Annotated in this window: 7 protein-coding genes; 4 read left to right on the forward strand and 3 right to left on the reverse strand. The window is 62.2% G+C overall.

Features of this window, described 5'->3' with window-relative positions:
• The 3 genes from IV113_RS06195 to IV113_RS06205 form a co-directional block, all read left to right on the forward strand.
• Positions 1–182, forward strand: a 182-nt coding sequence (locus tag IV113_RS06195) for a helix-turn-helix transcriptional regulator (protein WP_291081824.1), incomplete at its 5' end; no start/stop codon positions are given.
• A gap of 297 nt (positions 183–479) precedes the next feature.
• Positions 480–1,499: a protein kinase gene (locus IV113_RS06200; protein ID WP_291081826.1), complete on the forward strand. Its 1,020-nt coding sequence runs from the start codon at positions 480–482 to the stop codon at positions 1,497–1,499.
• Between the two features lie 71 nt (positions 1,500–1,570).
• Positions 1,571–3,124: a tetratricopeptide repeat protein gene (locus IV113_RS06205; protein WP_291081828.1), complete on the forward strand. Its 1,554-nt coding sequence runs from the start codon at positions 1,571–1,573 to the stop codon at positions 3,122–3,124.
• A 386-nt stretch (positions 3,125–3,510) separates the two neighbouring features.
• Here the strand turns inward: IV113_RS06205 and IV113_RS06210 are convergent, their stop codons facing one another.
• Both IV113_RS06210 and IV113_RS06215 read right to left on the reverse strand, forming a co-directional pair.
• Entirely contained in the window at positions 3,511–4,479 is a 969-nt protein-coding gene (locus IV113_RS06210; protein ID WP_291081830.1) for a tripartite tricarboxylate transporter substrate binding protein, read from the reverse strand.
• A gap of 89 nt (positions 4,480–4,568) precedes the next feature.
• On the reverse strand, positions 4,569–4,967 hold the full coding sequence (locus tag IV113_RS06215) for a hypothetical protein (protein ID WP_291081832.1): 399 nt from the start codon (positions 4,965–4,967) through the stop codon (positions 4,569–4,571).
• A 74-nt stretch (positions 4,968–5,041) separates the two neighbouring features.
• Here IV113_RS06215 and IV113_RS06220 point away from each other — a divergent pair, with 74 nt between their 5' ends.
• Entirely contained in the window at positions 5,042–5,512 is a 471-nt protein-coding gene (locus IV113_RS06220; RefSeq protein WP_291081834.1) for a helix-turn-helix transcriptional regulator, read from the forward strand.
• A gap of 10 nt (positions 5,513–5,522) precedes the next feature.
• Here IV113_RS06220 and thiC read toward each other — a convergent pair.
• Positions 5,523–6,598, reverse strand: a 1,076-nt coding sequence (thiC, locus tag IV113_RS06225; RefSeq protein WP_291081836.1) for a phosphomethylpyrimidine synthase ThiC, incomplete at its 5' end; no start/stop codon positions are given.

The raw sequence follows: 6,598 nt of genomic DNA on the forward strand, positions 1-6,598 counted from the left end.
TGTACTGGGTGGTCAAGGGCAAGATCAACCGCGACATCGGCGACATCCTGGGCGCCAGCCCCGCCACGGTGAAGAAACACCTGGAGCGCATCTACGCCAAGCTCGGCGTGGAAACGCGCACGGCCGCCGCGGCGATGGCGATCAACCGCGTGCCGCTGCTGCAGCCGCAGCACGGGGGATAGGTCTGCGATGGCGGCCGGCCGGCTGCACGGCTATTGACGCTTCAGACTGAGGCTGTGTGAAAGCTCCGCTGACTCACGCCCAAATAGCGGCCTTGAAGCAGACGTAGACTTGGCGGCAACAACACGGGGACCTAGGCCGGTAATGCGGCCGAGTGTCTGATCGCAATTCAGGAGGAGAAAATGTCGGTTCAACCCTTACTAGCTGCAGCAGTCGCGCCAACTGCGACAACCGCAACTGGTACCCCACCGAGTCCGGCCGCCACACTAACGGGGCAGACGCTCCCTAGCGGATGGAAGTTGGTTCAGCAACTGTCCACATTGCCCAACGGCTCAGGCTCGAACTTCTGCGTCGGATACGTGGCAGAGCGTGACGGACGCAAGGCCTTCGTTAAGGCCATTGACTTCGTCAAAGCCCTGAATGCGATGGATCCGATAGCCGAACTGGCCCAGTTGACGTCGCTGGCCACCTTCGAGCGAGAAGCAATGGAACTGTGCGAGGCGCAAAACCTCACGCGGCTGATCCGGTTGCTTTCCTTTGAATACGTCAACCTCGATCCAACAAGGAACCCGTTAAATCAGGTTTACTGTCTGATCATGGAAATCGGCGCAGGCGACTTGCGCAAGCAGCTCTCCCACGTCGGCGTGTTTTCGTGCAGTGCGGTTTTCGGAATTTTGGCCGATGTGGCTCTGGGAATGAGTCAGTTGCATCGTCACGGCGTCGCCCACCAGGATATAAAGCCGTCGAATGTCATTTCCATGACCGACTTGTCCGTAACCAAAGATGCTCTTTTCAAAGTTGGCGATCTTGGACGGGTCGTCCGCAAGGATAGGACAGGACCGTATGACGGCATGCCCTGGCCTGGCGATGGTCACTACGCCCCGCCCGAACGCTGGTACGGACTTGTGCCCACGCAATGGACAGACGCCCGCGAGTCGTCTGACGCATACATGCTCGGAAGCTTGGTGTTTTTCTTGTTGACCGGGACGCCGCTGCAGCCCCTACTGTCGAACCGCCTCACTCCGGTCATGATGCCCGGTGCTTGGTCGGGCGGCTACACGGAACCCCTGATCCTTGTGCTGCGCTCGCTACAGCTGAACATCATCTCCGACGTTTTGGTGCCCAGTGTGCCTCAGTCCCTGACAGATCCGCTGGTTGCCGTTGTGAAGGATTTGATTGATCCGGACCCCGTCAAGCGCGGCGATAGGCGCGCACGGGCCCAGGTGGGCAACCCAGTTGGACTGGACCGTTTCGTCCCCAGATTCAGGCAGCTGGCCAACCAAGCCGGCATCATCGAACGAACTAGATCTATGCCGTGAAATCATCCCTCCCACGCAGGCGATTGATCCCTCGCTGGCGTCCCACGTCCCAAACGTTGGAGACCAGCGAGGTGGCGTCGACGCTGAATCAACCGTCCGCACCCCTGAAATTCGATCACCGGCTTTTTGAAGAGTCGGTCACCGCGTGGCGAGCCAACCCAACGGCCGGACACCTTGGCGATGTCATCTCATTTTCAGGTGATGCCGACTTACACCCTAGGATCGCCGATTTGGTGAGGGAGGCGCAGGCCCGCCGTTTTGCAGTTTCACCCGTCCAAGAGGAGTTGTTTCGCGGAGTGGTCGACGATGCAGTGCCAAGTGACGACTCCACGACCGAAGGTCGACTCATTTTTCAAAGCCGCGTGGCCCGACTGAGGCGCGAACTGCTGGTTGCGCCAGAGAACCTGCTGGCGTTGCTGGATCTTGCGCAGCTGCAACTGGCCGCCGGGAAGGCGGATGCCGCCGAACGACTGCTAAAGACGGCCATTGGCCTCGCGCCGAATGGACGCATCGTGCTGCGAACTGCCGCCCGGTTCTACGTGCATCTTGGGATTTTCGATAAAGCGCATCAGATCATCAAGCGCCATCCGGGCACGAAAAAGGATCCATGGCTAATGGCTAGCGAGATCGCGTTGGCCGACGCCGCAGGCGTGCCCTCCACCATGGCCTCGCTGGGTCTGCGCTTGATCAAGGAAGCGCAGACGCATCCCAGGCATCTTGCCGAGGTTGCCGGCGCGCTGGCGAATTCCGAGATGATGGCTGGCCACTACAAAGAGGCCAGGCAACTATTGCGCAAGGCACTTCTACATCCCACCGACAACATCGTCGCGCAGGCAGTTATGGATGGTTCGAGAATGGGTTTCGAACTCGACGCGCCAACCGTCACAACTGCGGTCAGGCGTTCGTCAGAAGCACAACTGTTGCAGGCTTGGCAGAATCAAGATGAGGCTGGCGCGGAGCGCCATGCACTGCAGTGGCACGCCGAGGAGCCTTTCTCCAGCCGCCCCATTCAGTTTTTGACCACTCTATATTCATTGCAGTCGGAGTACGAAAAGTCGCTTGGATGGGTGCGGCGTGGCTTGATTGCTGATCCAAGCGATGAAGGGTTGATAGCCAACTTGGCCTTTGCAAAGGCGGCCGTTGGGGACATCCAGCTGGCTGAGAACGCGATCAATCGGATCAAGGAGGCTTCGCTGGCACCCTACCTCAAAGCGACCGAGGGGCTAATAGCTCTCAAGCGGGGAGACTTCGCCAAGGCCGAAAGCCTTTATAGAGAGGCCGAGCACACCTTCGACAAACTATCTCGTCCAGACCTTGCAGCACTTGCGATGGCCTACTACGCCAAGTTTGCCTTGGAGTCCGATGCGCCGGACAGTGCTCGTATACGGGCTGAGGCCGAGGCCAAGTTCAACAAAGCTCGGTCGATTGACGGTTATCTTCTGATGTCTCGCCTGTCACCTTCAAAGCCGGCTCTTCCTATGGACGATGAGCCGAAGCGCAGACTATCGCAATGGGTCTTCGATTCGGAAAGCAACACACTGACTGAACGTCCCGGGGTGACTGCCAAAGGAGCGCCTGCCATAGTTGTTGCATCCCGAAAGGTACCTTTCCCTCCTCTCCGCTGAGGGACACGTTCATCCATTCGTGGACGGCTACCACGGCGTTGAACGGCGGCATCATTTTCAGCGAGGCCGAGGTTTGCAATAGCCAGGGCATCTGCGTACTCAGACGGCACCGAGGGGTTTGGACAAACATCGGAGCTTGAACATTTGGATCTATCAGGCAGCCAGCTGCCGCTCACGTCCGACCGCTTCTTAGCAGACAGCGAGCGCGCGATGCAGCGTATTGAGCGACAGCAACCGCGGCACTACTGTCCTCCACTGCTCCAGTACGACCAACTCCACTGGGTCGAGAGGGAGCGCCCAAGTTAGTGGGGGTGGGCCGTACTACCAGGCGTGGAACGGCCTGAACCAAGCCCTTCAGTCCCTCCCATCACCCGCCGTTCCCCAACTCATTCCGTGATGTTGTTGGCCTTGATGAAGGCCGACCAGGTGGTCATCTGCTTTTCCACGAATGGCTTGAACACCTCGGGGCCACCGCCCACCAGCTCGATGCCCTGGGCTTCCAGCTTTTTGGCCACGTCGGGGTTCTTCAGGGCAGCGGCCACGGCGGCGTGGATGCGGCTGGTGATGGCCGGCGGAATCTTGGCCGGGCCGATCACGCCCCACCAGGCGGGCGCGTCAAAACCGGGAAAGCCGCTCTCGGCGATGGTGGGCACGTTGGGCATGTCCTTGGAGCGTTTGCTCGTGCTCACCGCCAGCGGCGTGACGTTGCCCGAGTCGGCGTGCGGCTTGATCAGGAACAGCGAGCCCACGGCCAGCGGCACATGGCCGGCGATCGCATCGTTCATCAGCGGGCCGCCGCCCTTGTAGGGCACATGGGTCCAGTCGAAGCTCGCGTTCTTGGCCATCTGCGCAATCGCCAGATGCCCCAGGCTGCCGGTGCCGATGGTGCCGTAGCTGGTGGATTTTTTGGCCTTGGCTTCGCTCACCAACTGGGCAAAGCTGGTGATGGGCGAACCCTTGGTGGAGGCCAGCACCATGGGCGCGGTGCCGATCAGGGTGATGTGCTCCAGGTCTTTCATGGTGTCGAAGGCCATGGTGGGTTTGAGTGCCGGGTTCACCGCGTGGGTGTCGAACACCACGCCGAAGGTGTAGCCGTCGGGCGCGGCCTTGGCGATGGCTGCCGTGCCGATCACACCCGATGCACCCCCGATGTTCTCCACGATCACCGACTGGTTGAGCTGCACGCGCAGCGCCTCGGCCAGGATGCGCGAGACCTGGTCGACCGAGCCACCCGGTGGAAAGACCGCGATCACGCGGATCGGCTTGGCCGCGGGCCACTCCTGTGCAAAAGCCACCGAAGCCGTGGTCGCCACCACCGTGGACACGAGGGCGCCCACCACGAGTTTTTTCAGCATGTCTTGTCTCCGTCGGGTTGTTGTGGCCCGATGGTAAGCATGCACACGAGAGCATCGTCAGATCGATAACCCTAGTGGGATTCAGGCGCTCAGGCCTTCACGATCAGCCCGGCCCGCAGCTCGCGGATGCGTTTGTCGATGTAGTAACCGCCGTACTCGGTGTAGCGCAGGAATGGGAAGCCGCAGGCCTTGCAGGCCCAGACCTCACAGCGGTTGTAGGGGTGGTGGGCCAGGGAAATCGGCGCGTCGACCGACCACGCATCCACCCCGGTGGGACGGTGCTCCTCCAGCGTCGGTTCGTCATCGCCCGGCAGCCACAACGCACCGAGTGGCTGCAGCTCGGCGCCGTCCTTCGAAGCGGGGAACGATTCCCAGCCCGTGCTGGCGTAGGGCCGGCAGGTGGGGCAGGGCGTGGGTGCGGTGCGCGCCTGCGCGATGGCGGTCACTGCTTCGGGAGTCAGGCGCACAAGGTCGGTGTGGGTGGGCATGCGCTGGATGCTACTGGAGGAGCCGATCAGCGAGCCTCGGTTTGTGCAGTGTTTGATGCCGTACCATGCGGGGTATGACCACCTTTGCCGAATCCCTGAAGAAAGAAATTGCTCGCGTGGCGCGCAAGGAACTGCGCGATGAGATCGGTGCCGTGCGCAAAGCTTCCCTGGTGCAACGCTCCGAGATCGCCGCCTTGAAGAAGCAGGTCAAGGACATGCAGTCCCAGCTGAACAGGCTGGGCAAGATGAGGGCCGAGCCTGCACGGGAAGCACCTCGCCCGGCCAGCACTGCGAGCGTGGTGGCGCCCCGGGGCAAGCCCGGGCGGAAGGTGCTGTTCACCGCGGAGCGTCTCAAAACGCAGCGCGCCCGGCTGGGCCTCACGCAGGAACAGATGGCCAGGTTGCTGGGCGTCTCCTCGCTCTCGATCTGGAAATGGGAGTCGGGCGGCGCCGTGCCACGCGCCTCCCGGGTGCCCAAGATCCTGCAGCTGCTGGCCCTGGGCAAGCGCGAGGCGCTGGCACGGGTGGCGCCCGAGGCGCCCTGAGCGCGAAGCCTCAGACCTTGCGGGTCAAGGTGTCCACCGGCACATAGAACTCACCGCCTGCGGCCTTGAACTCGGCCGACTTGGCGGCCATGCCCCGAGCCAGGGCGTCGGTCTCGCTCAATCCCTGTTTTTCAGCGTAGTCCCGCACGTCCTGCGTGATCTTCATCGAGCAGAACTTCGGGCCGCACATGCTGCAGAAGTGCGCCTCCTTGCTGCTGTCCTTGGGCAAAGTTTCGTCGTGGAATTCGCGCGCGGTGTCCGGGTCAAGCCCCAGGTTGAACTGGTCGTGCCAGCGGAACTCGAAACGCGCCTTGCTCATGGCATCGTCGCGCGCCCGGGCGCCCGGGTGGCCCTTGGCGATGTCGGCCGCGTGGGCTGCGATCTTGTAGGCGATCAGGCCCTGCTTCACGTCGTCGCGGTCGGGCAGGCCCAGGTGTTCCTTGGGCGTCACGTAGCAGAGCATGGCCGTGCCCATCCAGCCGATCATGGCCGCGCCGATCGCCGAGGCGATGTGGTCGTAGCCCGGCGCGATGTCGATGGTCAGCGGGCCCAGGGTGTAGAAGGGCGCCTCGTGGCAGTGCTTCAACTGCTCGTCCATGTTGGCCTGGATCAGGTGCATGGGCACGTGGCCCGGTCCTTCGATCATGGTCTGCACGTCGTGTTTCCACGCGGTCTGCGTGAGTTCACCCAGGGTCTTGAGTTCGGCGAACTGCGCCTCGTCGTTCGCGTCCGCTGCGCTGCCGGGGCGCAGGCCGTCGCCGAGCGAGAAGCTCACGTCGTAGGCCTTCATGATCTCGCAGATCTCGTCGAAGTTCTCGTAGAGAAAACTCTCCCGGTGGTGCGTGATGCACCACTTGGCCATGATGGAGCCGCCCCGCGAAACGATGCCCGTGCGCCGGTTCGCCGTGAGGTGGATGTAGGCCAAGCGCACGCCGGCGTGGATGGTGAAGTAGTCCACGCCTTGCTCGGCCTGCTCGATCAAGGTGTCGCGGTAGATCGCCCAGGTCAGGTCTTCGGCCACGCCACCCACTTTCTCCAGCGCCTGGTAGATCGGCACCGTGCCGATGGGCACCGGCGAGTTGCGCA

The sequence above is a fragment of the Hydrogenophaga sp. genome (genome assembly GCF_018780385.1).
In the GTDB taxonomy this organism is placed as follows: Bacteria; Pseudomonadota; Gammaproteobacteria; order Burkholderiales; family Burkholderiaceae_C; genus Hydrogenophaga.